At 47.8% G+C, this 22,945-nt stretch carries 22 protein-coding genes; 12 read left to right on the top strand and 10 right to left on the bottom strand.

The window, feature by feature from the left end; genetic code table 11:
• Window positions 1-86: 86 nt before the first annotated feature.
• From AC1DXC_RS06175 to AC1DXC_RS06155, 5 genes are all read left to right on the top strand, one after another.
• Window positions 87-824: a DUF5020 family protein gene (locus AC1DXC_RS06175; RefSeq protein WP_477458267.1), complete on the top strand. Its 738-nt coding sequence runs from the start codon at window positions 87-89 to the stop codon at window positions 822-824.
• Between the two features lie 378 nt (window positions 825-1,202).
• On the top strand, window positions 1,203-1,625 hold the full coding sequence (locus AC1DXC_RS06170) for a secondary thiamine-phosphate synthase enzyme YjbQ (protein WP_477458266.1): 423 nt from the start codon (window positions 1,203-1,205) through the stop codon (window positions 1,623-1,625).
• 89 nt (window positions 1,626-1,714) lie between these two features.
• The gene (locus AC1DXC_RS06165) at window positions 1,715-2,122 is read left to right on the top strand and encodes a pentapeptide repeat-containing protein (RefSeq protein WP_477458265.1); all 408 of its coding nucleotides are present in this window, start codon (window positions 1,715-1,717) and stop codon (window positions 2,120-2,122) included.
• A gap of 59 nt (window positions 2,123-2,181) precedes the next feature.
• On the top strand, window positions 2,182-2,424 hold the full coding sequence (locus AC1DXC_RS06160) for a MoaD/ThiS family protein (RefSeq protein ID WP_477458264.1): 243 nt from the start codon (window positions 2,182-2,184) through the stop codon (window positions 2,422-2,424).
• Between the two features lie 2 nt (window positions 2,425-2,426).
• Window positions 2,427-2,846: a molybdenum cofactor biosynthesis protein MoaE gene (locus AC1DXC_RS06155; protein ID WP_477458263.1), complete on the top strand. Its 420-nt coding sequence runs from the start codon at window positions 2,427-2,429 to the stop codon at window positions 2,844-2,846.
• Between the two features lie 108 nt (window positions 2,847-2,954).
• On the opposite strand, the gene AC1DXC_RS06150 is transcribed toward AC1DXC_RS06155, so the two are convergent.
• From AC1DXC_RS06150 to AC1DXC_RS06135, 4 genes are all read right to left on the bottom strand, one after another.
• Window positions 2,955-3,872: a ribonuclease Z gene (locus AC1DXC_RS06150; protein ID WP_477458262.1), complete on the bottom strand. Its 918-nt coding sequence runs from the start codon at window positions 3,870-3,872 to the stop codon at window positions 2,955-2,957.
• Window positions 3,873-3,890: 18 nt separating this feature from the next.
• Window positions 3,891-4,268, bottom strand: a complete 378-nt coding sequence (locus AC1DXC_RS06145) for an STAS domain-containing protein (protein ID WP_477458261.1) — start codon at window positions 4,266-4,268, stop codon at window positions 3,891-3,893.
• Window positions 4,269-4,310: 42 nt separating this feature from the next.
• Complete coding sequence (locus AC1DXC_RS06140) at window positions 4,311-5,264, bottom strand: phosphoribosylaminoimidazolesuccinocarboxamide synthase (RefSeq protein WP_477458260.1); 954 nt, start codon at window positions 5,262-5,264, stop codon at window positions 4,311-4,313.
• 157 nt (window positions 5,265-5,421) lie between these two features.
• Window positions 5,422-6,387, bottom strand: a complete 966-nt coding sequence (locus AC1DXC_RS06135; RefSeq protein WP_477458259.1) for a PhoH family protein — start codon at window positions 6,385-6,387, stop codon at window positions 5,422-5,424.
• A gap of 102 nt (window positions 6,388-6,489) precedes the next feature.
• On the opposite strand from AC1DXC_RS06135, the gene AC1DXC_RS06130 reads away from it, so the two are divergent.
• Window positions 6,490-7,266, top strand: coding sequence for an SAM hydrolase/SAM-dependent halogenase family protein (locus tag AC1DXC_RS06130; protein WP_477458258.1), 777 nt, complete (start codon window positions 6,490-6,492; stop codon window positions 7,264-7,266).
• Window positions 7,267-7,277: 11 nt separating this feature from the next.
• Here AC1DXC_RS06130 and AC1DXC_RS06125 read toward each other — a convergent pair whose 3' ends face one another.
• Entirely contained in the window at window positions 7,278-8,237 is a 960-nt protein-coding gene (locus AC1DXC_RS06125; RefSeq protein ID WP_477458257.1) for a hypothetical protein, read from the bottom strand.
• Window positions 8,238-8,405: 168 nt separating this feature from the next.
• On the opposite strand from AC1DXC_RS06125, the gene AC1DXC_RS06120 reads away from it, so the two are divergent.
• Window positions 8,406-10,238, top strand: a complete 1,833-nt coding sequence (locus tag AC1DXC_RS06120) for an ABC transporter ATP-binding protein (protein WP_477458256.1) — start codon at window positions 8,406-8,408, stop codon at window positions 10,236-10,238.
• Window positions 10,239-10,427: 189 nt separating this feature from the next.
• On the top strand, window positions 10,428-11,828 hold the full coding sequence (locus AC1DXC_RS06115; protein WP_477458255.1) for an MBL fold metallo-hydrolase: 1,401 nt from the start codon (window positions 10,428-10,430) through the stop codon (window positions 11,826-11,828).
• A gap of 124 nt (window positions 11,829-11,952) precedes the next feature.
• On the opposite strand, the gene AC1DXC_RS06110 is transcribed toward AC1DXC_RS06115, so the two are convergent.
• A complete protein-coding gene (locus tag AC1DXC_RS06110) occupies window positions 11,953-12,669 on the bottom strand; it encodes a tRNA1(Val) (adenine(37)-N6)-methyltransferase (protein ID WP_477458254.1) in 717 nt (238 codons plus the stop codon).
• 96 nt (window positions 12,670-12,765) lie between these two features.
• Between AC1DXC_RS06110 and pbpC the strand changes: the two genes are divergently transcribed.
• From pbpC to AC1DXC_RS06095, 3 genes are all read left to right on the top strand, one after another.
• On the top strand, window positions 12,766-15,165 hold the full coding sequence (gene pbpC, locus AC1DXC_RS06105) for a penicillin-binding protein 1C (protein ID WP_477458253.1): 2,400 nt from the start codon (window positions 12,766-12,768) through the stop codon (window positions 15,163-15,165).
• Window positions 15,166-15,360: 195 nt separating this feature from the next.
• On the top strand, window positions 15,361-16,068 hold the full coding sequence (locus AC1DXC_RS06100) for a 3'-5' exonuclease (RefSeq protein WP_477458252.1): 708 nt from the start codon (window positions 15,361-15,363) through the stop codon (window positions 16,066-16,068).
• The gene (locus AC1DXC_RS06095) at window positions 16,065-16,547 is read left to right on the top strand and encodes a hypothetical protein (protein ID WP_477458251.1); all 483 of its coding nucleotides are present in this window, start codon (window positions 16,065-16,067) and stop codon (window positions 16,545-16,547) included. Before AC1DXC_RS06100 ends, AC1DXC_RS06095 begins: the two co-directional genes overlap by 4 nt.
• Before the next feature lie 42 nt (window positions 16,548-16,589).
• On the opposite strand, the gene AC1DXC_RS06090 is transcribed toward AC1DXC_RS06095, so the two are convergent.
• Together AC1DXC_RS06090 and AC1DXC_RS06085 are read right to left on the bottom strand one after the other, a co-directional pair.
• Window positions 16,590-17,483: an SMP-30/gluconolactonase/LRE family protein gene (locus AC1DXC_RS06090; protein WP_477458250.1), complete on the bottom strand. Its 894-nt coding sequence runs from the start codon at window positions 17,481-17,483 to the stop codon at window positions 16,590-16,592.
• Window positions 17,484-17,497: 14 nt separating this feature from the next.
• Window positions 17,498-18,997, bottom strand: a complete 1,500-nt coding sequence (locus tag AC1DXC_RS06085; RefSeq protein ID WP_477458249.1) for an alpha-L-fucosidase — start codon at window positions 18,995-18,997, stop codon at window positions 17,498-17,500.
• 93 nt (window positions 18,998-19,090) lie between these two features.
• On the opposite strand from AC1DXC_RS06085, the gene AC1DXC_RS06080 reads away from it, so the two are divergent.
• Window positions 19,091-19,546 carry a DUF4268 domain-containing protein gene (locus AC1DXC_RS06080; RefSeq protein WP_477458248.1) on the top strand — a complete coding sequence of 152 codons (456 nt, stop codon included), beginning with the start codon at window positions 19,091-19,093 and terminating at the stop codon, window positions 19,544-19,546.
• Between the two features lie 7 nt (window positions 19,547-19,553).
• On the opposite strand, the gene AC1DXC_RS06075 is transcribed toward AC1DXC_RS06080, so the two are convergent.
• Together AC1DXC_RS06075 and AC1DXC_RS06070 are read right to left on the bottom strand one after the other, a co-directional pair.
• Complete coding sequence (locus tag AC1DXC_RS06075) at window positions 19,554-20,084, bottom strand: DUF4142 domain-containing protein (protein WP_477458247.1); 531 nt, start codon at window positions 20,082-20,084, stop codon at window positions 19,554-19,556.
• A gap of 190 nt (window positions 20,085-20,274) precedes the next feature.
• On the bottom strand, window positions 20,275-22,848 hold the full coding sequence (locus AC1DXC_RS06070; RefSeq protein WP_477458246.1) for a phosphoenolpyruvate carboxylase: 2,574 nt from the start codon (window positions 22,846-22,848) through the stop codon (window positions 20,275-20,277).
• Window positions 22,849-22,945 lie beyond the last annotated feature (97 nt).

Below are 22,945 nucleotides of genomic sequence, written 5' to 3'. Positions count from 1 at the left end.
AGGTTTCCGCTCGGTTACCGCACAAAATTGTTACGATGCCCGAGTTTTGCCCCATGCAATATCGCATTCATTAATATTACTTGTAGATGAAATCTTTATGTTTTTTCATTTTCCTGCATTTATCGGTTTTTGCTGCGGCCCAACAGCTGCAATTGCACTACGATGCACGGCACACGCTAAACCCTCAGCGTAACGCCAAAAATTACCCAACCCTGTATTTCGAATACTTTAAAGCCCCGGATACGGGTAAAAGCGTGATAAAGCCCGGTTCCTTCCTGCTCAAACTGCAAGCCGACTTCATAGGCGACAAAAACAACATGGGCAAATACTATATGCAGGTTTCGCAGGAGCTGCGGTTTTGGCGGCCAAAGATATTCATCAACCTGCAGTACAGCGGCGGATTGGGCATTACCACACCAAGGCAGTACAGCTATTACATCGTCAATACGTATTCGGTAGGTGTAAGCTATCCCTTTAAAATAGGCAATGCTTACCTCAGCAGCGTACTCAATTACCGCTACACGCCCTACGCAAAACCCAGTCACGATTTTTTATACACACTGTACTTTTACAAGGGCCTTTTTAATTACCGCGCCGAATTTGCCGGTAGCGCATCGATATGGACCGAAAATAAGTACCATGGTGACAATGCCATGCCCGCTCTACCCGGCAAGCGCTTTTACTTATATGCCGAGCCACAGTTTTGGTACCGCTTAAAAGGAGGGCTGTACATGGGCACCAAGCTTAATACCTATTATCATGTAAACACCACAGATGATGTATTGGAGCTTTACCCCACCCTCGCAATAAAAATAAAGCTTTGATTTTCTGTCTGGCTGTTGCGTATCTACGCTTGCATCCGTTATATAGATGAAACAGCCGGGGTTTGCCTATTTGTTAAGTGGTAGGCGAAAGGGCATCTTGCGCGAGGGTGCTTCAAAATATTGAGTTAAGTGATTTTGACCGGCTGTTTTTTTAAATGTAAAAGCCCGCGCTTGCGCAACGGGCTTGGCTTTTATAAGATCAGTATAATAGCGCTAAAGATTATGTGCCTTAATGGATAATTACAATGTATATAAAATCCATAGATTTTATATACATTACAAATGTAATATATAGAGCGTCTGCAAGCAAGCTATTTTTTGTTTTTTTGCTGATATTGCCTGCCAGGAACTTCTTTCTGAAAGCAGCGTTAATTTAAGATGAAAATATACCAGCAAAGTCTGCACCTGAGGCCCTATCGCCGGGGCTTCCACATCATTACATCCGAAGTGGTAAACGCCATGCCGCAACTTACCGAATTCAAAACCGGGATATGCCAGGTGTTCATTCAGCATACTTCTGCGTCGCTTAGCATCAACGAGAATGCCGACCCAACCGTTCGGCAGGATTTTGAGATGTATTTCAACAAGGCAGTACCCGAGGACGACCCCGACTACCGGCACGACGACGAAGGCAGCGACGATATGCCAGCCCATCTTAAAGCGGCTATGCTAGGCTGCTCGCTTACTATCCCTATCCGCAACGGCAGGCTGGCTTTGGGTACCTGGCAGGGCATCTACCTTTGCGAGCACCGTAACCATGGCGGTCAACGCAGCCTGATGATAACCGCCTGGGGGGAATAAATACGTCATATAACGCCCGTTTTTTGTCGCAATCAGCACTTAGCCGTTTATTGTTTATTGCCGATATTCGATCATCAAACTATAATTCTATGCAAACTCTGAATATTATAAACGACGCAAAGAAACTAAACGTAGAAGAAGCCAACCTAACCGGCTCTAACATCAGGATGGCCTGTCTTAACGATACTACTATGGAAGATGTATCGGCAACGGGCGTGAAGATTACTAATGCCAACCTGAGCGATCTGGAAATAGAAGGGGCGCAACTAGGCGGAGCGTTCATACACAACATCGGCATGCCGCCAAAAGGCCACCCCAATTATGACCCCAATGCCAAACAACGCCCCTTAAGGTTTGAGGATTGCGACCTTAACGGCAGCGCTATCAGCAATTGTGATTTGAGCAATGTAACCATCAGCGATTGCGATACTACAGGCATGACGATTAACGGTATATTAGTTAATGATTTGCTGGCCGCATACCGGGCCGCGGAATAAGTATTTCATTCGACAAATTTTGATTGGATGAGGCCGGATAATCGCATATTTGTAAGGTGATGAAAATAGAGATACTGGCATTCGGCATAGCTAAGGATATATTTGGCGCGAGCACACTAAACATGGTGCTGCCCGGAGATGCCAGCACGGGCGATTTGAAAGCCCGGTTAGAGCAGGCCTATCCCCGCCTGAAGCAGCTGGCCAGCTATATGGTTGCCGTGAATAACGAATACGCACAAGATACCCTGCTGCTAACCGAAAGGGACGAGATAGCCATAATACCACCTGTAAGCGGAGGATAAGTATGGATACGCAAGTAAAAATTCTTTCCGAGCCTTTGGATATCAAGGTCTGCATCGATTGGGTGATGTCGCCGCAATCTGGCGGGATTGATGTTTTTATAGGTACTGTTCGCAATGCTACCAAAAGCAAGCCCGTAGTTAAGCTGGAATTTGAAGCCTATATACCAATGGCAATCAGCGAGATAAATAAAATAATTCAACAAACGCTTGAACGATGGCCGGTACAGAAGGTGCTGGTACACCACCGCACCGGCGTATTGCAAGTGGGCGAAGTGCCCGTAGTTATTGCCGTATCTGCCGCGCACCGCGATGCCGCTTTCGAAGCCTGCCGCTATATTATTGATACCCTTAAGCAAACGGTCCCTATCTGGAAGAAAGAATTTTTTGAAGATGGCGAAGTATGGGTAGCGGCGCATCCTTGATGCGAAATTTAGAAAGGTTATGAAAAGTTAGAGAGGTTAAAAGCGTGGCCAAGAAAGTGCGCAGTTAAAATTTTCCACTCACTATTCCCTACTTTCCACTCACCCGCCTCACTCCGCTATAACGAAAGTTTTCCCTTCTGTAGCCAACTCTGTATTGGGGAACAGGCTTTGGGCTTCGTCGAGCAATTCGTTAAGGGTTTTGTACCGCGCCGAAAAATGACCGATAATGAGCTTAGCAGCATTAGTTTTTAACGCTACATCCGCAGCCTGCAGGGCGGTAGTGTGGTGGGTTATGGCCGCTCTATCCAGCATATCATTCAAAAAAGTAGCCTCGTGGTATAGTAAATCAGCAGAAGCTATCTGCGCGAAGTATTTAGGGTTATAAAGCGTATCTGAACAGTAGGCGTATGATTTTGGCGCATCAGAATCAATGGTGAGCGTATCGTTTTTGTAGATGGTGCCATCCGCAGCCTCATAATCGCGACCTTTTTTCAACGAAGTGTAATAAGGCACCGGTATACCAAGCTCCTCTACTTTCTCTTTAATGAGCTTGCGCTGCCGTTTCTTTTGCCTGAACAGGAAGCCGGTAGTGGGGATGCGGTGATCCAGCGGGATGGTTTCCACGGTAACATCCTGGTTATCCAGCACCACCATCGGCTTCTCGTCGCTTGTAAAAACATACTCCAACGCAAAGTGTAGCGTCGTTTCCGAATACTTTAGCTGAAGGTCGATGATTTCTTTGAGTGCAGGCGGGCAAAAAAGTTTCATGGGCTTTTTGCGGCCGTTGAGGTGCATGGATGATAGCAGGCCCACCAACCCAAGGTAGTGATCGCCGTGCAGGTGGCTGATGAAAATATAATCTATCCGACTGGCTTTTACATCGAACCGCAGCATCTGCTGCTGCGTCCCTTCGGCACAATCAACCAGATACAATTTCTCGTTGATGTTGAGTACCTGTGCCGTTGGGTTACGGTTGAATATGGGAGTTGCAGAGCTGCTGCCCAGTATTGTTACTTCGAATTTCATACCGGGTGCCCCAAAAAATTACCTAATTTCTCTTTTCAATTCTTTTTCTATCTCCTCTATAAAAATAAGGTCGATAGCTTCTTCGCAGGTAGGCACTACAGATAGTACATTATCCAGCTGCGAAATGGTTACCAAACGGGCCACAGCATCATTAAGGCCGGCCAAAATGAAGGAACCATTTGCGTTTTTGCAAAGGCGGTGGCCAACCAATAAGCTGCTTAAGCCCGATGAATCGGCGAATTTTACCTGCGAAAGGTCGAGTACGATATTGCGCTGACCCTCGGTATTGATCAGTATCAGCTCAGATTTAAGCTGCGGCGTAATCAGCGAGTTCAGTTTTGATTCGTTAAGCTTAATAAGGATATATTTCTCGTGCTTATCAACCGTATATTTCATTTTAGGATAATTAGAAAGCTAAGATATAACTTTTATCTTCAATTAAAAAAAATACAACGCTGCCAAAGCGGTGTTGATATGCCGTTCTACCCTTTGCAAAACATCCTCGTCGCCCGGTTTCTCAAATGCTTCGCCGGTAATTTGCTGATACAGTTCGATATACCTTTCGGAGATAGAAAGTACTATCTCGCGCGTCATTTCGGGCACGGTTTGCCCATCCTTGCCCTGGAAACCGTTCTCTATCAACCACCTGCGTACGAATTCTTTAGAAAGCTGCTTCTGCGGCTCGTTGTTGGCCTGGCGCTCCTGATAGCCATCGCTATAAAAATAGCGCGATGAATCGGGCGTGTGTATCTCGTCTATCAGGTAAATGGTATCGCCCACTTTGCCAAACTCGTATTTGGTATCAACCAATATAAGCCCCTGCCCTGCCGCAATCTCGGTACCGCGGGCAAAAAGCCGGCGGGTGTAATCCTCCAGTTGCACATAGTCTGCCTCGCTTACGATGCCTTTAGCTAAAATATCCTCGCGCGAGATATCCTCATCATGCCCTACAGATGCTTTGGTAGTTGGGGTAATAATGGGCTCTGGCAGTATGTCGTTTTCCTTCAAGCCTTCAGGAAGCGTAACGCCGCAAACCTGGCGTTTGCCAAGGGCATATTCGCGGGCCGAGTGGCCGGCCAGATAGCCGCGTATCACCATTTCTACCTTAAATGGCTCGCAAATGCGGCCGATGGTAACGCTTGGGTCGGGTACGCTTACAACCCAATTGGGCACGATATCCGCTGTGGCTTTTAAAAATTTAGCAGCGATTTGATTTAGCACCTGCCCTTTGTATGGGATAGGCTCTGGCAATACTACGTCGAATGCCGAGATCCTGTCGGTAACCACCATGGCCAGGTATTTATCGGCAATGGTATATACATCGCGCACCTTGCCTTTATAGAAGGCAGTTTGCCCTTCGAAATTGAAATGTGTTTCTTTTATAGCGTTCATTTTAGAATCAAGATTGTGAGAGTCAAGAATCAAGACAAAAACATCTTATCTCTTGGTTCCTGGCTTCTTATCTCTGTTTAAGATTGTTCGAGTCGAAAATAAAGACACAGGAACGATTAATTTCTTGTCTCTTGATTCTTGACCTCTTGCCTCTATTTTATTGTATATCCCCGTAAGCTTCCAGTATCCGGCGCACCAGTTTGTGCCTTACTACGTCTTCGCCGCTCAGGTACACAATGTCGATACCCTTGATGTCGGTAAGGATGCGCAGAGCGGTGTACAGGCCCGATTGCTGTTTCTTTGGTAAATCTATCTGGGTTACGTCGCCGGTTACGATAAATTTGGCCGATGGCCCCATACGGGTCAGGAACATCTTCAGCTGCATATCGGTGGCGTTTTGTGCCTCATCCAATATCACGAAGCAATTATCCAGCGTACGGCCGCGCATAAATGCCAGGGGTGCAATCTCAATGGTGCGGTTCTCCAGGTACAGTTTCAGCTTTTCGGCGGGTATCATATCGTCCAGCGCATCGTATAAGGGGCGCAGATACGGGTCGATTTTTTCTTTCAGGTCGCCTGGCAAAAAGCCAAGGTTCTCCCCTGCTTCTACAGCCGGCCGGGTTAGGATGATACGTTTTATCTCTTTGTTTTTGAGCGCACGCACGGCAAGGGCAACCGCTGTATAGGTTTTACCTGTACCTGCGGGGCCAATGGCAAACAGGATGTCGTTTTTGCCGATACCATCAACCATACGGTGTTGGTTGGTAGTACGGGCACGTACCATTACGCCATTAGGGCCAAAAACCAATACCTCGCCGCTGGCAAATTTATCTGCTGCAGCCGGTTCGCCTGTTGATGATGCAGGTTTAGGCTTAGCACCCAAAATGCGCTCCACATCAATTGTGTTTAGGCTTTCGTATTTCTCCAGGTGCTGCACCAGCCGGTCGAACTTATCCTGGAACAGTGCCAGTTCGGCTTCATCGCCCAAAACCTTTACATCGCTGCCGCGCGCAACTATTTTAAGCTTAGGATATTGCTTCTTGAGTATCTCGAAATGATCGTTATTCGGGCCCCACAATACGGCGGGGTTTACTTGCTCGATAGATAGTTTTAGCTCGTTCAATACTAATTGATTTTTTCGGTTGCAGATTTTTATGAATTAAAAATTTAATATTTGCACCTTTAAATGCTCACACAAGATTAGCAATAAATATTTATAAAATTAATGGCGATTATAACTTTAACTACCGATCTGGGCGATAAAGATATTTATCAGGCTGCCCTTAAAGGTAGTATTTTAAAGTTGTTGCCAACAGTAAACATCGTAGATATTACTAACAATGTGTCGGCTTTCAACGTGCAGCAGGCGGCATTCATCCTCAAAAACAGCTTCTATTATTTCCCCGATGATACGGTGCACCTCATTGGTATAGATACTGTTTACAACAACGCCACCCGCTACCTGGCCGTGCGTTATAAAAACCACTTTTTCGTGGGTGCAGATAACGGCATCTTCTCGTTGATGTTTGATGCTGAGCCACAGGAGATTGTAGAAATAAACATTATGCAGGACCTTAAATTCCTGCACTTTCCGCTTGCAGATATCTTCGTGAAGGCCGCCTGCCACCTGGCCAAAGGCGGCAAACTGGCCGAGATTGGCCTGCCGGTAAGCGATGTGGAAAACAAAACCAACCTGCACCCGGTTATCGACAATAATTTGATACGCGGCGTAGTGATCTATATCGATTCGTTCCAGAACGTAATTACAAACATCACCAAGGAGTTCTTCAACCGCGTGCAGCAGGGCCGCCGTTTCGTGCTCTCGTTTAAGCGCAACGAAACCATTACCCATCTCAGCTGGCATTATAACGAAGTACCCGAAGGCGAGAAACTTTGCCTCTTCGGCATCAGCGACCACCTGGAGATTGCCATAAACAAAGGCAACGCCAGCGGCTTGCTGGGCTTGAATGTTGGGGATAGCGTGATTATTGAGTTTAGGTAGAAAAATTGCGCTTACCTTAACATTCGTTTTAAGTAGCTTTTAATTTTACTCATCGTAGTTTCATAGGGCTTTACATTATCGAAAAAGTCCGGGTTAAACTGCACATCGCTGCCCGTGTCTTTTATCAACGATTTTGCAAGCGTTTCCGGATTAAAATCCGTCGACTGACGGATCAATTCGTTGAACTTTTCCTTGGCAACGTCATCTGGCATCAATAACCCTGAAGTATCAATCCCGGCCATTTGCAGGGTTCTTATATACCCGTAATCGCCCATTTGAAAAGTATATCCGGGCCATTTATGCTGAGTTTGCTCCCATAAGCCAAATTCGCAACGGTCAATAAAAATTTGGCTGGTTACACCATCTATTATCATTAATTCATAGCCGCCTGTTTCATAGTCGTCTTCGCGGGTCAATGCAAATTCACAACGGCTTAGCAATATGGGCAATGATTCAATACCGTAATTTAATATCTCCTCGATGCCTAAGAACGAATGTTTAACTTGCTGACCAGCAATTGTTTTTATGACGATGGTGGCATTAGTCCAGTCACCGGGCTTTTCATCTGCCAGCTTACTAGCCTCAAACATCGAAAGCGCAGGGAGTTCCTGTTGGGATATGTAATCTATTTCTAAGACTTTTTCGATGTCGTACATCCTATTGCGCGCCAAAATAATCGACCAGCCCGGCCATTTGCCTTGCAGTTCCAGTAAATTGCTATCAAAGCGAGAAGTTATTTCAAATTCGAAGCTCCAAAAATGCACAGTTCGATTTGCGATATCTACTACCACGCACCCCTCCATCCAAAGTTCATACAGCAATACGTCAGAAATTTTACACGTCCTTACAAACTTGATAAATTTCTTTTCACCAAGATATAAATCCGCAAAAATGCTATTTGCCCGCCAATGATTGTAATGGATAGTGGTTTGGTTTCCCTCGATAAGGATATAATTTGCCCTTTGCCCCATGTTACTTGTGAATGACCTAAAGCTACGCTTTGTAAATCATTTAACTAAAAAATCCTGTTTTATCCCTTAATCCATAAATCGTGTCCCTGTTTCGTCAATTTTGACCTTGCTCACTTTTTATCATTAATAAACCCTTAGTTTTGCAAGTTGATAACCATAAACTGATACATGGCAAGAGGACGATTGAATAGTGGCAGCAAAGCTGAAGCTGAATTACCAAAAGCGAAGATAAATTCGCAAAGCTTGCGAAATATTCGCAAGCTTACAAGCTACATAAAACCATATAAAGTAAAATTCATCGCCGGCTTGTTTTTTCTTGTAATATCAAGCCTGGTTGGTTTAATATTTCCCGGTTTTTTCGGCGCATTGATTGACACAGCGCATGGCGATAAGCATGGTGGCTTTTTACCTGCCAACTTAAAAAAAATTGGTGAAATTGCCATCGTAGTATTATTCGTACAGGGTTTTGTATCGTATTTCCGTATTACATGGTTCGTGCAGGTTGCGGAGAATGCATTAGCTAATATGCGCCGCGATACTTATTTTAAACTAATCACCCTACCCATGAACTTTTTTGCCAACCGGAGGGTTGGTGAATTAAATAGCCGCATCTCTGCCGACCTCTCGCAGATCCAGGAGGTACTTACTACTACCTTTGCCGAGATCATACGACAGGTAATTATACTTGTCGGCGGCATCACCGTGCTGGTAATAATTTCCTGGAAACTTACTATTGCGTTGCTGGTGCTACTCCCCGTGCTCATAGTAGTGGCCATCGTATTTGGAAAATTTATCAGGAAGCTATCTCGCCAGGCGCAAGACCAGCTTGCCGAATCGAATACCATTGTAGAAGAAACCCTACAGGGCATAGCGAATGTAAAAGCCTTTGTAAACGAAGCTTTTGAAGCTGGCAGATACGACAAAACCTTACAGCGTGTAGTTACCATTGCCGTAAAGGGCGCAAAATACCGTGGTATGTTTGGGGCCTTTATTGTTTTTTGTTTGTTCGGGACCATCTTTTGCGAAATATGGTACGGTTCGTACCTGGTATCCATCCACGATAAAGGTTTTACTTTTGGCCAACTCACCAATTTTATTGTTTACGCTGCTTTTATCAGCGCAGCCATGGGCAGCCTGCCTGATTTGTACGCCAATCTGCAAAAAGCTGTAGGCTCGTCAGAGCGGGTGTTGGAGATACTGGCAGAACATGGCGAAGATATTTCTATCACAGATGTTAACAACGCTATAAAACAAACCATACTAGGCAACCTCTCCTTCTCTGATGTAGAATTCGCCTACCCATCCCGTTCGGAGCTTACTGTTTTGAATGGTATCTCTTTCGATGCAGCAGCAGGGCAAAAAGTGGCTATTGTAGGGCCGAGCGGTTCGGGTAAATCCACCATGGCGGCATTGATATTGCAGTTCTACCATCCGCAAAGCGGCACGATATTGTTTGATGGACGCCCGGCCGATGAATTTGCCTTAACCGATATCCGCAACCAGGTGGCCATCGTTCCACAGGATGTATTGCTTTTCGGTGGTACCATTATGGAGAATATCGCCTATGGCAAGCTGAACGCCAGCAATGAGGAAATTATACAGGCCGCCAAACGCGCCAATGCCGATCAGTTCATTACCTCCTTCCCCGAGGCTTATGAAACCGTTGTAGGCGAGCGTGGCGTAAAACTTTCGGGCGGGCAGCGCCAAAGGATAGCCATCGCACGTGCATTGTTAAAAAATCCTGCTATATTGATCCTCGATGAGGCAACCTCGTCGTTGGACTCCGAATCGGAGCGTTTGGTGCAGGAAGCTTTGGAAGAACTGATGAAGGGCCGCACGTCTATCATCATCGCCCACCGCCTCTCCACCATCCGCGAAGCGGATAAGATTATCGTATTGGAGAAAGGGCAAATTATCGAAAACGGCACCCACCAGGAATTGGTAGCCAACGAGCAGGGGCTTTACAGGTACCTGAGCCAGCTACAATACGAAGTGCAATAGGGTTCATTTGTTCAAGGTTCAATAGTTCATTAGTAGTAAGCTGATGAAATTGATAAGCAGTAACGGACGATACTAAACAAATTCCTATTTTGCGATTAACATGACCGTTCTAAGTTCGAAAAGTCCATTTGCAAAGTCGCCAACTATGCACCAATGAACCAGTGAACTAATGAACCAATGAACTAAAAAATGAAACTAACCATACACGGGGCGGCCCGGCAGGTAACCGGCAGTATGCATTTACTGCAGGTTGGCCAATATAAGATACTGATTGATTGCGGGCTCGACTACGAGAAGGACCATAATATACAGGTGAACGAAGATTTCGGCTTCGATCCGGAGAAGATAGACGTAGTGGTGCTCACCCACGCGCATATCGACCACTCGGGCAACCTGCCCACGCTGGTGCGGATGGGTTTCAGCGGGCAAATATTATGCACGCCCCCTACTGCCGACCTTACCGAGCTACTGTTGATAGATTCCGTCAACATTTTTTTAAGCAAAGCCAACAAGGGCAGGCACAGCCGTAAGCGCCATAAGCACAGCAGCGGCAACGGCCCGCAACCATTGTATCTGCAAAAACACGTGATGGATACCGTGGAACGCTTTGTAACCATTGGCTATAATCGTCCGTTCCGTATCAATGGCGATATCGAGCTTACCTTTATCCCCGCTGGGCATTTATTGGGTGCCGCCGCCGCAGTTTTTAATGTGGTTGAAGATGGCATCGAAAAATCCATTGCCTTCACCGGCGATATCGGCCGCAAAAACTACCCCGTACTGAACGACCCCGAACCGCTGCCACAGGTAGATTATATCGTGAGCGAAGCTACCTACGGCGGCCGCATGCACACCAAGGGCAAAAGCGTTGAAGAAACTTTGGTTGAAACCATCGATAAGGTTTGCATCAAAGAGCAGGGCCGTTTGATTATCCCGGCTTTCAGCATCGGGCGCACGCAGTCGTTGGTTTTTGCTTTGAACAAGATATTCAGCAGCGGACTGTTGCCGCCTGTTGCCATATTCGTGGATAGCCCCATGGCCACCCGCGCTACGGAGATATTCCGCAAGCACCACAGCCAGGTAAATCCCGAGGCGCAGGAGTTCTATAACCGCCAGGGCGACGAGTTCGAGTTCGATAACCTTACCTACGTGGAGACCCTGAAGGATAGCCGACAGGTATCCAACTACTACGAACCTTGCATCATCATCTCCTCGGCAGGCATGCTGGAGGGTGGCCGCATACAAGACCACCTGTTCTATAACATCCAGAACTACTATTGCACCATCCTGTTCATAGGCTATTGCGCCAAAGGCACCTTAGGCTACCGCCTGCTGCGCGGCGACCCTATCGTACACATCAAGGACCGCGACCTGGCCGTTTACGCCACCATCAAAAAAACAGATGTACTAAGCGCCCACGGCGACCATGAGGACCTGATGAATAACATCATGCAACAGGACGTTGATAAGCTGAAAGGCGTATTCTTAGTGCACGGCGAACAGGAAAGCATGCAGGCATTAGCCGATGCGCTGGCGCCTGATGGTTATAAGGTAACGATACCGGAGAAGGGTGTAATTTACGAGTTGTAAAATATCTGAACTCGAATTTGCTTTTTGTCTGAACTCGAATTTTATGGAATTAGAGGAATTTATAGAATTAACTTTTTGTATGCACAGTAATTCTGTGAATTCATAAAATTCGTTTAATTCGAGTTCAGACAAATATCGTCAAAAATCCCCTCAAGGCATTCTGATATTCCTCCGAATATACCTTCGGCGCATCATAAATCACCAACTCATGTTCGACTGCTATTTGTCGGTGCTTGCCAATCGTAAGCAGTTCGCGGTGCGGTATCGATTCGGCGAAAGATTTTATGCTGATGGTGCTTTGCACATGCAGCTCGTTTTCCGGCAATAGCACTTTTACCAGGTTGGCGGTTTCCAATGGCAATATCATGCTGCATAGGCCATCCGAGGTTAAGTGCCCGGCGACGCATTTTATCAATCTTTCAAAAAAAGCATCATCGGCATGTCGCGCCAAATTCCTCGTCGCCCAGGGCGAATTGAGTGAGTTTATAAAGAATGGCGGGTTGCTTACGATAAGGTCATACTTCACATTGGGATAGCTTTCGAAATACGTTTCGAATCCAGAAGCAAATAAATTCAGCCGATCGGCAAAGGCTGATGCTCTGAAGTTTCCATTAGCCGTTTGCGCCGCGCCTGCATCTATCTCAACGGCATCTATCTGTGCATCAGCAAATCGTTGCGCCAGCATCAGGGCAATAACACCTGTTCCGGTGCCGATGTCAAGAATGCTTTGGGGCTTATCAGGAGTGGCCAAAGCGCCCAGCAAAACACCATCGGTGTTTACCTTCATGGCGCAACCGGCCTGGTCAACGTCGAACTGCTTAAATTTAAATATATCTGCCAATTTGGATCAGGGTAGCCGTTAATTAAATATAGTGTCGCCGTTTTGTTATCGATAATTTAGCTATTTTCAGGCTGGATTTTAAACGCCCGGCTTTTAATGCAATTTTCTGTACAGCACCTCAAACAACGATTCAAAAAGCCAAAAGTAATTATTATAACAGCCATTTTATTGGCTTTAGTCACCTGGTTTGCACTTTGCCTGCCCAGGCCGCTGTTCAATTCTCCTACCTCTTACGTTATCGACGATGACGCGGGTCAGCTACTGGGCGCATCCATCGCAGCAGATGGGCAGTGGCGTTTCCCCTACAACGATAGCGTTCCCGAAAAGTTCAAGCAGTGCATCATCGCGTTCGAAGATAAGCGTTTCCTGCACCACCCCGGTTTCGACGCGCTGGCATTCGGCCGTGCCATCAGGCAAAACATACGTACCGGGAGGGTTACCAGCGGTGGCAGCACGCTCACCATGCAGGTAATGCGCCTGGCTACCCGGCATAAACGCACCATTTTCAATAAAATAGGCGAGATATTCATGGCCCTGCGACTGGAACTTGGCTACAGCAAAAACGAAATACTGGCCATGTATGCTAGCAACGCACCATTCGGCAGCAACGTCATCGGGTTGGATGCTGCGTCGTGGCGATATTTCGGTCGCGGGCCGGATAAGCTCTCCTGGGGCGAGATGGCCGCACTGGCCGTACTGCCCAACTCGCCATCATTGGTGCATCCCGGCAAAAACAGGCTTACCCTTTTAAAGAAACGCAACCTGCTATTGAACAGGCTTTATAAGCAAGGCATTATAGACAGCACCACCGCCAAACTTGCCGAGTTTGAGCCTGTGCCGGATAAACCCGTAGCCCTGCCGCAAGTAGCCCCCCATTTGTTGCAACGCTTCAAGGCCGATTCGCGCAGCCAACCGCTGGCAGATACCCGCATCACCACCACAATAAAAACAAACCTGCAGCAGCAGGTTGCCGGCATTATAGAACAGCACCACCAGGCTTTAAAAGGCAACGACATCAACAATATCGCGGCCATCGTTCTGGATGTGGAGACCGGCGCAACGCTGGCCTACGCGGGCAATATATCGCACCGCGACGACCCCGAAATGGAGAGCGACGTAGATGTCATCAACGCGCCACGTAGTCCCGGAAGCACGCTTAAGCCCTTGCTTTATGCTTCCATGCTGCACGATGGCCTCATCCTGCCCAACAGCCTGATACCCGATGTACCCACTCAAATATCAGGCTACCACCCCGAGAATTTCGACCTAAGCTACGATGGCGCAGTGCCCGCCGCTAATGCCCTCTCGCGCTCGCTCAACATACCGGCGGTAAAAATGCTGCAGCAATACAAGTACGAACGTTTTTACGATATGCTCAAAAAAGCCGGCGTTACCACCTTGAAGCAACCGGCCGACCACTACGGCCTCTCGCTAATATTAGGCGGCGGTGAAAATACCCTTTGGGAACTCGCCGGCATGTATGCCGATATGGCCCGCGTGGTAAACCATTACCAAAAATACCGCGGCAAGTACGATGCGGCCGATTACCACCCACCGGTTTATAAATTGCCTGTTAAAGAGGAACCCCAGCTCGAAAAAAACGGCTTGCTGGATGCCGGTTCGCTTTACTTTACGCTGCAAGCTATGGAAGAGGTGATGCGCCCCGGCGAGGAGATGCTTTGGCAGCAGTTCAGTTCCACGCAACGCATCGCCTGGAAAACGGGCACCAGCTTTGGTTTCCGCGATGGTTGGGCCATTGGCATTACGCCCAAGTACGTGGTAGGCGTTTGGGTGGGCAATACCGATGGCGAGGGTCGCCCGGGGCTAACGGGTATCAATACCGCTGCCCCTGCCCTGTTCGAGATATTCCGCCTGCTGCCTGCCACGCGCGATTGGTTTGCCATGCCCATGGGCGAGATGATAAAAATCAGCGTATGCAAGCAAAGTGGCTACCGCGCCGGGCAATACTGCAACGATACCGAGGAGCAATTGGTGCCAAAAACCGGCCTTAAAGCGGCGGCCTGCCCATGGCATAGGCTGGTTCACCTATCGCCCGACCAAAAATACCAGGTTACAGGTAATTGTGAAAGCCCGGAATCCATCGTAAACAAAAGCTGGTTTGTGCTGCCGCCCTCTATCGAATATTATTACAAGGCCAAAAATTACCAATACCATGTGCTGCCGCCCTTTAAGCCCGGCTGCGGGGATGCCGACTACGGCAACCCGATGGAATTGATTTACCCTAAAGAAAATGCTAAGATATATGTGCCGCTGGAAGCAGACGGTAAACGTGGTCGCGTGGTATTCAACGCCGCTCACCGGCAGCCGGGTATCAAGATATTCTGGCACCTGGATGATAAGTACGTGGGCGAAACAACCGCATTCCACCAGGTGGCACTAAATCCATCGGCTGGGAAGCATAAACTGACGCTGGTGGATGCGGCGGGTAATACCCTCAGCGCTTACTTTGAGGTATTGGATAAGAATAAAAAATAGAGGCGAATTGAATGAACACAAATTTTCCTTTCCGTAGAGACGCAATATTTTGCGTCTCCCGCAGGACTGGTGAACGATTTGCATGGTTGATTTGCATGACTGATTTGCATACGTCAGACGCAAAATATTGCGTCTCTACAGTTAAGGGTTTTTGCTTTTGTTAAATTTCGTTTAATTCGTGAAATTCGTGTCCATATGCTTGAACAATACGACCTGGGTAACCTGATGGTTTTGGATATTGAAACCGTACCGCAATACCCCACCTTTGCCGAAGTACCCGAACATTTCCAGGAACTATGGGATGCGAAAACGCAGTACCAACGAAAAGAAGCCACGCCCGAGGAGTTTTACGACCGTGCCGGTATCTGGGCGGAGTTCGGTAAGATTATTTGTATTTCCGTCGGGATTTTCCTGAACGGGAAGAAGGCCGGACTGCGCGTAAAATCTTTCGCCGGCCACGAGGAAAAAGAACTGCTGATGGATTTCAGTAAGATGCTGAGCAGCCAGCCGCCAAGCATTATCCTTTGCGCCCACAACGGCAAGGAATTCGATTTCCCGTACATCTGCCGCCGCATGCTCATCCATGGCGTACCCTTCCCGCCGCATTTGCAAATAGCCGGCAAAAAGCCCTGGGAAATAAACCACCTGGATACCATGGAGCTTTGGAAATTCGGCGATTTTAAAAACTACACCTCGCTAAACCTGCTTACCGCCATCTTCGATATCCCCACCTCTAAGGACGATATCGATGGCAGCCAGGTGGGCCATGTTTACTGGGTAGAAGACGACCTCCCCCGCATCTGCACCTATTGCCAAAAAGACGTTGTTGCGACCGCGCAGCTCATTAGGCGCTACCGCGGAGAGGCGCTGATAGCGGAAGATTGTATAACGATTGTAGGATGAAGCGCATCTCTATCAATACCATAAACTGTATTGTGCGGCTCTCCATACTGGCCATGCTATTTACGGCTTGCAACACGGGCGCGAAGCGTGGCAAGGATTTGTCTGACAAAGACATACAATACATCCGCAAACTCGGCCTGCTGAATAAGGACGAAAACATCATCCTGTTTGATGCGCAAGGCGCTACGATGTGGTACGGCATTAAACAAGGAGGCAGTTTCTTTAGCGATAAACGTGTAGCCGGCTATTGGGTGGCTCAGGACGAAAAGCAAAAAACAACGATAGATTACGCTTTTTATAAGGACATAGACAGCATCGCCCTCAAAGACCGCTCAACCGCCCTTACCTATGCATCTTACCTAACGGTTTACAAACACGGCGGTACACAGTTCCGGGCTTATATAGATGGCAACCGCCAAAAAATCAAAGACTTTTATAAGTGTGCGCTGGAGGAGTGGAAGAAGAACAGGGTACCATAACAAAGCAGGCAACTCTTTCATCCTCCTTCCATCAACCAATCCCTACTCCACCCCCTTCACCTTCATTTGCATGGTATAAATAGCTTTTGATGCCGTCATAAAAAGCACATCCCGCTTTTTACCGCCGAAGCAGATGTTGGCCGTCCAGGGTTCGGGCACGTCGATGTGGGCTATCTGTACGCCTTCGGGGTTGAAGATGGTAACGCCGTTGCCTGCCAGGTAAAGGTTGCCCAGGTTATCAAGCGTAATGCCATCGGCACCTTTGTTAATGAATAGCTTTCTGCCGCTCAGGGTGCCATCGTTGTTGATGTCGTACTTATAAATTTTACCGCCACCTATATCGGCTACGTATAAAAATTTGCCGTCGGGCGAGCCTACAATGCCGTTAGGCTGCTTTAAACTATCTTCAATCATTACCGCCTCGGTTTTGCCTTTGGGCAGGTAATACACCTTTTGGCCGTCCTGGTCGGGTTTGGTGCGGCTCCACCAGGGGCGTTGGTAGTATGGGTCGGTAAAGTAGATGTTGCCATTGGGGTGCACCCACAGGTCGTTCGGTCCGTTCAACAGTTTGCCCTTATAGTTATCCAGCAGTACCTTTTTCTTTTTGCCATGCTTTACCAACCATAGCTGATTATGCTCGTCGGCACAAACAATCAGGTTGCCCTTCGGGTCGAAGTACATGCCGTTGCCCCTGCCGGTGCTATCCATGTACACGAACAGTTGCCCATCGGTGGTGTATTCCCATATCTTGTTATTGGGCTGGTCGGTAAAAAAGATATTGCCTTTTTTATCCACGGCGGGGCCTTCTGTAAAGGCAAATATTTTGGATATCAATACAGGTTTGGCACCGGCATCAAACAAGGTATTCTCCTGCGCTAAGGCCGGATCAACCAATAAAAACAACACGACACTCAGCACCATTAAGGCGTTTTTCATCAATTTCATATACTTTAATTACTATCAGGAAATACCAATGGCGTTGCAAAACGACGCTCGAAATACAATCCAAAATCGCTCAGAGCTATACAAACCGGAGATTTGGTTACCCGCAGCCTCACTTTTTGCGTTTTAATGCCTTTGTCCAGGCGTATAAGCCTGTTGCCGCCAATACTGGTAGCCGTTGCTATTTGCTCCCATTTACCAGCGAGCCAGGCATCAACTGCTACTTCTTCAATCCGCTGCCCGAGTTTTATGTTTTCCCGTAAACGTATAACGCTGAATACCGTTGGTTTATGCATATCAATTACCAATTGCGGGTTGGTTACGTTATCGTCTGTAGCCCAATAGCTGTAACGGTCATTATCAAGCAAATTGGCTGCGCCAAACAGTTTTTTGCTGCTGGCCCGGGTATTGCTTGCGGAGAGCGTTGCCCCTTTTGCAAGGTTTACGGCGAATGTACGCTCCAGCAATTCGCCAAACGACTGTAACGCCGCCACATCATGGTTGTTTAATAAGCCTCGTTTATCGGGCGACAGGCCCAAATCCAGACTGGCGCCGCGGCCTACGCTTTGAAAGTACAGGTCCATTAATTTGTGCTCATCCTTCACCGAGTCGTCTTGCCTTGCATGGTAAAACCATCCCGGCCGCAGCGATACGTCGCATTCGGCAGGCATCCAGTATTTGCCGTCGCGGTGGCCCTCGGTGCCCTCATAATCTTTTACGTAGCCGTTGCCGGGGCGTTTGCCCTCATCAGGCGCATGCGGCGTATAGGTGGCCCAACTGGTAGCGCCGGCCTGGCCTTTCTCGTTGCCCACCCAGCGCACATCTGGGCCAACATCGCCAAAAATAGCGGCGTTGGGTTGCAGCATGCGGGTAATGCCCCAGGTTTCGTCCCAACCGTAATAGGTAGAACGGTCGATAGTGCGCACTTCTTTTGCGCCGCCATAATAGCCGTCGCCGCCGTTGGCACCATCGTGCCAGCTCATAAACAGCGGACCGTATCGGGTGTATAACTCTTTAAGTTGCTCGCGGTAAACGTTGGTCACGTATTCGGGCTTGCCGTACAGTGCGTTGTTGCGGTCCCAGGGCGAGCAGTACACGCCCATCTTCATGCCCAATTTATCGCAGGCGGCGCGGTACTCGGCCAGTATATCGCCCTTACCGTTTTTGTAGGGACTGTTAGAGATGTTGTAATCAGTGGTTTTAGTGGGCCATAAGCAAAAACCATCGTGGTGCTTGGCTACTACCACGATGCCTTTAAAGCCGCCGGCCTTTGCTGCGCCTACAATCTGCATGGCGCTGAATTGCGTTGGGTTTACTATCCCCGCACCTTCGTCGCCATAACCCCATTCTTTATCTTTATAGGTGGTTGGCCCGAAATGGATAATGCAATACATCCCGGTTTCCTGCCATTGCAATTGCCCTTTGGTTGGCAAGGGGCCATATGGTTTTGGGGGCGACTGGGAAAACGCTATTGCGGGTAGCAGCAGGAACAATAAAAGATATTTCATGCAGATGCGTATGATTGGTTTTGCTAAAGTAAATAAACCCGACGATTTTTCAGCGGGTAAATATTAAGCTATCTTTGCCGATTATTCATTTACATGTACTCAAAAGACCAGGCATCTCAATTAAAACAAGCCTTCTGGACGGCTTTCGGCCAATACATGGGGCCGGTACTTTCTGCCGATGGCCTGCGCGTCAATTGGATAAACTACAAAACAGGCGTTAAGCACATTTTTTTTAAGATGCAGGCTGATAATAAGCACGCCACCATAGCCATAGAGTTGAGCCATCCCGATATAGAACTGCAACAACTTTTCTTCGAGCAATTCGAAGGTTATAAAGCAATGTTGCACAATACTTTAGGTGAGGATTGGGAATGGCAGCTACACGTTGCAGACGACTATGGAAAAATCATCAGCCGCATTTACGCCGAACTGCGGCCGGTAAGCATTTTCCAAAAAGAAGATTGGCCAAATCTCATTTCGTTCTTTAAACCGCGCATCATAGCATTAGACGAATTTTGGAGCATGGCAAAACCCGCGTTCGAGGTTTAAAAGCAGCTTACAACAAATCGGTACAGATATCGTTGGCGCGCTTAAGCTGCTCCCTTAGCTTAGGGAGGGTTTTATCCGCAAGGGCGATTACGTTTTTATTGGGGTTGCCTGTTACGGTTTTATACAGCGCAATAGCATGTTCGTTATCTTCAACCATGGCCTGTATATATTGCTTATCAAACCCTGCTCCCGACTTTTTGGCGAGCTCGGCAATCATTAATGAATGTATTTGGGATAAGGTATCAGGCGTTTTGGAGGAATGGCTGGCGGCCAGCTTTTTCAAATCGTTAAGAGCAGTTTCGTGCGCTGTTACCGCGTCTTTGGCAAAATCTACTATCGCCGGGTTCTGCGATGTTTTTATGGCCTGTTGCGAAAGCTGAATGCCTGTGCTTAAACCCTCAACGCCCTCATTAATAAAATTCTGCGCATCGCCATCTAAAACGGTATCGTTGTAATTTTTGGCTCTGCGGTTTTCGTTGCAGGCCTGCAACGAAAAAAATACGATTGCTATAAAAGCTATGCCAGCCAGTTGTTTCATGGAGGGGGTATCTTAAGTTTATAATTGGTTTAACAAACTTAAGCTATTACTGTTTAATAAAGCAGGGTTTTATTTTACGGCAAGCAGATTATTTTACCTTTTAAGAAAGTCGGGAACGGAGCCGAAAACACGACACCAAAAAAAGCAGGCGATGATTCACGAGAAACCAACGCCTGCATAGGGAATATTTTTACGCCAAATTCCGCCCCGCATTCACAATACCGTACACGGTACGTATCACCAACTTGTTGTATATGCCGATGAGTTCTTCGTCCTGCGTGTTATTTAAACATTGCAGAGCGTAGTGTTGTACGATAACCAGCGGCAGTACGATTTTTTCGCGGATGGCGATTGAGCGGCGTTCTACCGGCGATTCTTCCATCAGCACGCCCATTCCTGTAAGTTCTAATAACAGGGACTTCGTCAGTTCGAACTCGTCTTTTAAGCCCTTCCAGAATTTACCGAATTTCTTGTCTTTCTCCAGGTATGCCGTTACGCGGAAGTCGGATTTCGACATCGACATCATGCAGTTATCCAGCATGGTTTTAAAGAAACCCGATTTTTGGTAAAGGGCCTTCACATCCTCCCAGCTACCGGCATCCTTCATGGTCTTAAGCGCGGTGCCCACCCCATAAAAACCGGGGATGCTTTGTTTAAGCTGACTCCATGAGGTTACGAAGCTGATGGCACGCAAGTCTTCCAGCTTTAGCTTGGCCGATGCATTGCGCTTGGTTGGGCGGCTGCTGATATTTATTTGCGACAGTAATTTCAAGGGACTGAACTTCTCCAAATATTCTACAAACAAAGGCTGCTCGCGCAGGGCCAGGAAACGCCCGTGGCTGGCTTCGGCCATTTGGGCTATCAGGGCCTTATCGCTTTTATCCAGGGTATCGTTAGGGTTTGGCTGCAATGCCGATGTTACTCCTGCGTTGATCAACTGCTCGGTATTGAACCTTGCGGTTTCTACCGAACCGTACTGCGAGCTTACGGTTTGGCCCTGTATGGTGAGTTCGATATGGTCGTTGGCAATTTCGGTACCCATAGATGCATAGAAGCGGTGCGTTTTGCCGCCGCCACGTGCCGGTGGGCCACCCCTGCCGTCAAAAAACGCCAGGTCGATATTGTGTTTGCGGGCGATGGCGGTAAGCTCTACCTTGGCTTTATAAATGCTCCAGTTGGCCATCAGGTAGCCGCCATCTTTGGTGCTATCGCTAAAACCAAGCATAATGCTTTGCTTGTTGCCGCGGCTTTGCAGGTGTTTTTTGTAGAAAGGATGCGTGTACAGCGTTTCCATCACATCGCCGGCGTGTATTAAGTCGTTCACGGTTTCAAACAGTGGCGCAAAATCAACCGTAAGTTTCTCTTTCTTCCAGCCGCTCCATAAAAAGAGGTCGATCAGCTGCAAAATATCAGATGCCTGCTGGCAGTTGCTGATGATGAAGCGCTGGCATCCTTTTACGCCGTTGCTCTCTTGTATCTGGCGCATCAGGCGGATGGTGTCCAATGTGTCGCGCGTCATATCGTCGGCATCGGTTGGGCAAACAAAATCGGCCTCTGTAAAGGGCAGGGTTTTCAATTTGGCGGCTTCGTCCATTTCGGCGTAGCCTTTGGGTACGCCGGTATATATCTTCTTGGTACCGTAGTCGAACACGCTGCGTAGCACGCGGCTATCCTGGCGTATGTCAAGCGTGGCGAAGTACGAACCGAACAGCTGTACCTTTTGTATCAGGTCCTCCACGATATCTACGAACAGGTTATCGTGACTGGTAACCAGCGTTTCGCGCATAGATTTAAGGATATCGAGCATTTCGGGCTGCAAATCCTTAGGGTTCTCGGGCGTGCTGAAAGCGTTATCGTACAGCAGTTTTTCCAGTTTTACCAGGTTATCGCCAAAACCGCGGAAGGTAATGCGGCGTTTCAGCACCCTGAAATCGCGGTAGTACGAGCGGAAGATATGCTTGCGCAATAATATGGCCACCTGGCGGGTGGTTTCGGTAGTAACATTGGGGTTGCCGTCGCGGTCGCCGCCGGGCCAGAAGCCCAGCTCCAGCACCTGGTGTGCGCTATCCAAATCAAACTCTTCGTGCATTTTTGATTGAATGCCCGAGAGAGCATTATAAAACACGTTCTCTAAAAACCAAACCAGACTAACCGCCTCATCTACCGGCGTTGGAGAGGTTTTGTTGAAGAACGGCGTTTTGCCCAGTTGCTGCAATAAAGCATCAATGCTGGGGATATCATTGGTCTTAAGGGCCTCTATCAGGTCCGTCATAATGCCGAGCACCGTGCCGGGGTAAAACTGGGTGGGATGCGCGGTAAGCACCAAACGCAGCGAGAAATCCTTAAGCTGCTTGCTGAAGCTGTCGCGCGCCTCATCGCTGAGCGAGGCCTGGTACACCATGCTTTGCAGGGTGCCGGTATCATCAGAACGGCCAACCTTGCCGAACGAGGAGTCTTCGATGGCATCGAATAAAACCACCTGCCGCTCGATATATTGTATAAACCGGAACAAACGGTTCAACTGCTCGCGGTGGTCGATATCCGGTACGTATTTTTTGAAGAAAGATTCGATAACCTCGCTGGGCGATAATTGCTCTACCGCCCCCTTATCGCAATGCGAACTGAAGAAAGGCAGCAGGATGCCGGTATCCTTAACCTGGTAAAAGGGCAGCGTTTGAAACAAGCTGTTATACAGCTCGAAACGTTTTACAACTTCGTGGTTAAATGTTGTTTCTCTTTGGCTGAGCCTTTGCGTTGATGGCATACTAATACAGGTTTGGCAAATTTATTATCATACCCGTTGCGGGTATTTTGGCGTGAATTTAAGTATCTAAAATTAATTTATGCTAAAATCTGAATAA

Source organism: Mucilaginibacter sp. P2_D11 (assembly GCF_056404435.1).
The sequence above is the reverse complement of the archived record's forward strand: the minus strand, read 5'-3'. Positions and strand labels throughout refer to the sequence as shown.

Excerpts from the sequence above, each read along its gene's own strand:
- AC1DXC_RS06085 (WP_477458249.1), bottom strand. The coding sequence starts at position 18,997 with ATGAAATATCTTTTATTGTTCCTGCTGCTACCCGCAATAGCGTTTTCC.
- AC1DXC_RS06160 (WP_477458264.1), top strand. The coding sequence starts at position 2,182 with ATGAAAATAGAGATACTGGCATTCGGCATAGCTAAGGATATATTTGGC.
- AC1DXC_RS06155 (WP_477458263.1), top strand. The coding sequence starts at position 2,427 with ATGGATACGCAAGTAAAAATTCTTTCCGAGCCTTTGGATATCAAGGTC.
- AC1DXC_RS06145 (WP_477458261.1), bottom strand. The coding sequence starts at position 4,268 with ATGAAATATACGGTTGATAAGCACGAGAAATATATCCTTATTAAGCTT.
- AC1DXC_RS06090 (WP_477458250.1), bottom strand. The coding sequence starts at position 17,483 with ATGAAAAACGCCTTAATGGTGCTGAGTGTCGTGTTGTTTTTATTGGTT.
- AC1DXC_RS06095 (WP_477458251.1), top strand. The coding sequence starts at position 16,065 with ATGAAGCGCATCTCTATCAATACCATAAACTGTATTGTGCGGCTCTCC.
- AC1DXC_RS06140 (WP_477458260.1), bottom strand. The coding sequence starts at position 5,264 with ATGAACGCTATAAAAGAAACACATTTCAATTTCGAAGGGCAAACTGCC.
- AC1DXC_RS06115 (WP_477458255.1), top strand. The coding sequence starts at position 10,428 with ATGAAACTAACCATACACGGGGCGGCCCGGCAGGTAACCGGCAGTATG.
- AC1DXC_RS06170 (WP_477458266.1), top strand. The coding sequence starts at position 1,203 with ATGAAAATATACCAGCAAAGTCTGCACCTGAGGCCCTATCGCCGGGGC.
- AC1DXC_RS06165 (WP_477458265.1), top strand. The coding sequence starts at position 1,715 with ATGCAAACTCTGAATATTATAAACGACGCAAAGAAACTAAACGTAGAA.
- AC1DXC_RS06100 (WP_477458252.1), top strand. The coding sequence starts at position 15,361 with ATGCTTGAACAATACGACCTGGGTAACCTGATGGTTTTGGATATTGAA.
- pbpC (WP_477458253.1), top strand. The coding sequence starts at position 12,766 with ATGCAATTTTCTGTACAGCACCTCAAACAACGATTCAAAAAGCCAAAA.
- AC1DXC_RS06125 (WP_477458257.1), bottom strand. The coding sequence starts at position 8,237 with ATGGGGCAAAGGGCAAATTATATCCTTATCGAGGGAAACCAAACCACT.
- AC1DXC_RS06075 (WP_477458247.1), bottom strand. The coding sequence starts at position 20,084 with ATGAAACAACTGGCTGGCATAGCTTTTATAGCAATCGTATTTTTTTCG.
- AC1DXC_RS06120 (WP_477458256.1), top strand. The coding sequence starts at position 8,406 with ATGGCAAGAGGACGATTGAATAGTGGCAGCAAAGCTGAAGCTGAATTA.
- AC1DXC_RS06070 (WP_477458246.1), bottom strand. The coding sequence starts at position 22,848 with ATGCCATCAACGCAAAGGCTCAGCCAAAGAGAAACAACATTTAACCAC.
- AC1DXC_RS06080 (WP_477458248.1), top strand. The coding sequence starts at position 19,091 with ATGTACTCAAAAGACCAGGCATCTCAATTAAAACAAGCCTTCTGGACG.
- AC1DXC_RS06150 (WP_477458262.1), bottom strand. The coding sequence starts at position 3,872 with ATGAAATTCGAAGTAACAATACTGGGCAGCAGCTCTGCAACTCCCATA.
- AC1DXC_RS06175 (WP_477458267.1), top strand. The coding sequence starts at position 87 with ATGAAATCTTTATGTTTTTTCATTTTCCTGCATTTATCGGTTTTTGCT.
- AC1DXC_RS06130 (WP_477458258.1), top strand. The coding sequence starts at position 6,490 with ATGGCGATTATAACTTTAACTACCGATCTGGGCGATAAAGATATTTAT.